Origin of the sequence: Caldicoprobacter faecalis (assembly GCF_900115765.1) — a bacterium.
In the GTDB taxonomy this organism is placed as follows: domain Bacteria; phylum Bacillota; class Clostridia; order Caldicoprobacterales; family Caldicoprobacteraceae; genus Caldicoprobacter; species Caldicoprobacter oshimai.
Genome location: NZ_FOXR01000071.1, coordinates 1 through 3,491 on the forward strand (window position 1 = coordinate 1; position 3,491 = coordinate 3,491).

Here is a 3,491-nt window from a genome sequence, read left to right on the forward strand (position 1 = left end):
AAAATTTCAGAATCAATGGTAATATTGTATTGAGCCATTTCTCATCCCTCCAGTTAGTTTTGGTTTTTACATTTTAATTCTAACCAGAGGGGTGGGGGTGGCTCAACCCCTTTTTACACAATTATATGGACTTAACTCTATTTTGGGCATCACTCGCGGAGTGAACCGCGATCATATAGTGAGGGCCGCTTTGGAGTCCATAGCATATCAAACCATGGACGTTATAGAGGCTATGCAGCAAGATTCTGGCATTCCGCTAAAGGCATTAAAAGTGGACGGGGGAGCGTGTGCCAATAACTTTCTTATGCAATTTCAATCCGATATCCTTGGTGTGCCGGTTATTCGGCCTCAAAACATCGAAGTCACTGCTCAGGGCGCTGCTTTTCTGGCAGGCCTCGAAGCAGGGGTGTGGAAGGATACAGATGCACTTAAGGCTCTGTGTGTGGAAGATAGGACATTTTATCCCAATATGAGTGCCGAGGAAAGGGCCAGGAAGTATGCCGGATGGAAGAAAGCGGTGCGGCGCAGCATGAATTGGATGGATGCGGACTGACTGTTTTATAGCTATTCCAATAAAGGGGTGTTTAGTGAACCGAAGCGCGGGGATAAACCCTTGCGTGCATTCGTTTAAGGATGCCCTTCAATTTATTGAGGGGAGGACGTTACGCTATATAATAACCGCTTATATTGTGAAAAGAGGATTGGAGGTGCGAAAGATATGGAGTTTATGGATGTAATTTCAAAGAGAAGGGCTATCAGGAAGTATAAAAAGGACCCAATTCCTGAGGAGAAGCTACAGAGGCTTTTTCAGGCGTTAAGGCTTGCGCCGTCGGGGAATAATCGTCAGCCCTATAGGTTTATATTTGTGAGGGATGAAAAAGTTAGGCGTGAGATAGTGCAGCGCGCCTGCTATCAAGATTTTTTATACGATGCGCCGGTTATCATGGTTGCGTGTTGCGAACCTGGCAGGTCGTTTGACACGGCCATTGCGGTTGATCATCTGGTGTTGGCAGCCACCAATGAAGGCCTAGGTACCTGCTGGGTTGGTTGGTTTGATAGGGATGCGGTCAAAGAGATTTTGGGCATAGAGTGCAACATGGATGTACCCATATTGGTTCCAATAGGATACCCAGATGAAAGCCCACCGGCCAGGCCCAGAAAAACATTAGAAGAATTGGTGAAGGTCATGTAAACAGAAACGGCGAATGTTCAAATGTTGAGCATTCGCCGTTTTATTTAAGATTTGTGGCATCAGATAACCTCCAGGTAATCCCTATCGGGCAGTTCTGGGAATTTGGCTGTGGGAAGCGTTTGATACCAGTATGCTACCGATGCGATATCATCCTGCAGCGGTAGATACCTCCCACCGGACCTCCAGCCCAGTGCTTGTATGGTAACTCTAATGTCATTTTCGAATCTTATGGGGTCCATGATATGCCATCTATAAAGCCCAAACCTCATCTGTGAACGGTAAAGCCCGTCAGGTCTAATGATTTGGGGTAAGCCCGAATATGGTGTGGTAAATTCTTGGTATTGGTGTGTCTTTGGGTTTTCAAAGTTGTATGAACCGCCGAAATAATCCTCAGTGCCGGTGCCACAGATGGTAGGATATTCATCGTCGCCATCTATGTAGAACTTTATCTCTCCTTCACCCCACCAGCCGTTGTTGTTGACGCCCCAAGCCAGATAGGTGCCTACATAATGTCCCTTGCCTTTTACACCGTCCAATATGGTATATACCTCTTTGTATGGAAGGGGGTTTTTCCTGCGGAACTGCGCGTGGAAGTATGCCGCATCTTCAGGCACCTCTGTTAGGGCGTAGTCAATCTGGTAGTATAAAACCATCTCCTGAAGCCCAATGTTTGTCATGGTCATCTTGCATCTCTTTCTGAAGGGCATCTCCCAGTAACAGTTGAAACCGCTACCGGGGTTTACACAGACGGCCAAGGAAGAAACCTGAGCGTATTCGCCCCATCCGCATGCAAAGAAGTCGCCTACCGGGCATTCAACCGATGGGATATCCTGGTCGTCCCAGTATATCCGTAAGATGCTGTGGCGCCAATGCCCTGTGGGAGTCATCCAGATGTGTTGTATAGCGCCGGGGCCTTCAATGTCTGCTAACACAAATGTTTCACCTGGCTGTATCTTTACAGCAGGGGAAATTTTCCACCCTTTTCCCAGCTCCCTGGCGGCATGGGCTCCTAAACCTTCTTCCGCCCTTGCACCGCCGCCCTTTTCTCCTGTGAAGTTTTCGGGGCTTATGGAGCGGGTTTTGGCATTGGAGAGGCGGGAAAGGTTACCCAAATGCATCCCCAAACCGTTGAAATATTTCACGAGGATCACTCCCCTTGTATTTTTTACTCAAGGAAATTATATCACCTTTTTCCAGTTTTTTAAACTCTTTTGTTGTTAAGGTTTAGCTTTTGAATAAAAGTTAAACCATAAATAGGCATGCACTATTTTACCTTTTCCACATTTTTAAGCAGTATTTCGCCTTTCAGTTTTACAAGCTGAAGGTCCTTTTGCTGGACTACCTGAGAAAAATCCTGCATTGCGTGGTCTATTCTCTCATTGAGCTCATGGTCCGGCTTTTGCATGCGGGATTTAGCGGTTTGCCATGCCTTCTCCATATTTTCTAGCAAGGCGGCGGCATCCTTCCATTTGCCGGCTTCGGCGTTGATTAAGATCTCCTGCAGGTAGTATTTGACCTCCTTGATCTCAGGGGGAGCCTTATGCCTGTACAGATTGAAAAATTGAGGATAATACCGGTACAGGCCATTGGCGGCAACCAGCGTTTCTTCTTCGTTGTGCGCCATAATGGTGCTGGTGAGCGTATCGAGCTGCTTCTCAAACTGGGAGATCAACACATCAGGAGCGCCGTCCTTTTTGGCCTGTGGCTCGTAGTTGTTCCACAGCTCGTTTATGGTTTTGATTCTCCTCTCAAAATCTTGCCAGTTTATGGTTAGCTGGGCTTGCTGTATATCCTGATTTTGATTTTTTTGTTGTTTCCCCTGCTGTTGTTGACCCTGTTTTTGTCCGCTCTGGTTGGATTTTTGTTGGCCTTGGTTGCCTTGTTCATCATTATTTTCCTTTTGAGAAGCGTTCATTTGCTGTCGTACCATTTGGGTACGCTGATCTCTCACCTTTTGTATTTGTTGGATCATATTGTCGGTTTCTTTTTCCATTTCGGTGAGGGCCGAGGGAAGATCTTTTTTTTGTTGCTGTTGTTCGTTTTGCCCTTGCTGTTTGTTATTGTTTTGGCCCAGCATTCTGGTACATGATGTCGAAGATAGTATTAATACTATTATCGCTAATATGGCTAACCATCTTTGATGACCAAGTTTTTGCACCAATATCACCTCGGTTATTAGTATTTCCTTTAAAGTTAAAAATTTATTACTCAAACTTCGCAGTTAAATATTGACTGCTAGACCTTGAAAAATCAATAATTCAGCCAATTTATATACCTATTAAGATGCTTTTTTATACTC

Annotated in this window: 4 protein-coding genes; 2 read left to right on the forward strand and 2 right to left on the reverse strand. The window is 45.5% G+C overall.

Annotated features, from left to right (window positions below; all coding sequences use genetic code 11):
- Positions 1–97 precede the first annotated feature (97 nt).
- Both BM241_RS11985 and BM241_RS11990 read left to right on the forward strand, forming a co-directional pair.
- Positions 98–553: an FGGY-family carbohydrate kinase gene (locus BM241_RS11985; protein WP_242948407.1), complete on the forward strand. Its 456-nt coding sequence runs from the start codon at positions 98–100 to the stop codon at positions 551–553.
- Positions 554–718: 165 nt separating this feature from the next.
- The gene (locus BM241_RS11990; RefSeq protein WP_025746881.1) at positions 719–1,192 is read left to right on the forward strand and encodes a nitroreductase family protein; all 474 of its coding nucleotides are present in this window, start codon (positions 719–721) and stop codon (positions 1,190–1,192) included.
- Between the two features lie 59 nt (positions 1,193–1,251).
- Here BM241_RS11990 and BM241_RS11995 read toward each other — a convergent pair whose 3' ends face one another.
- Together BM241_RS11995 and BM241_RS12000 are read right to left on the reverse strand one after the other, a co-directional pair.
- The gene (locus BM241_RS11995; RefSeq protein ID WP_035146330.1) at positions 1,252–2,310 is read right to left on the reverse strand and encodes a glycoside hydrolase family 172 protein; all 1,059 of its coding nucleotides are present in this window, start codon (positions 2,308–2,310) and stop codon (positions 1,252–1,254) included.
- A gap of 146 nt (positions 2,311–2,456) precedes the next feature.
- Entirely contained in the window at positions 2,457–3,350 is an 894-nt protein-coding gene (locus BM241_RS12000; protein WP_143094101.1) for a hypothetical protein, read from the reverse strand.
- Between the last annotated feature and the right edge of the window lie 141 nt (positions 3,351–3,491).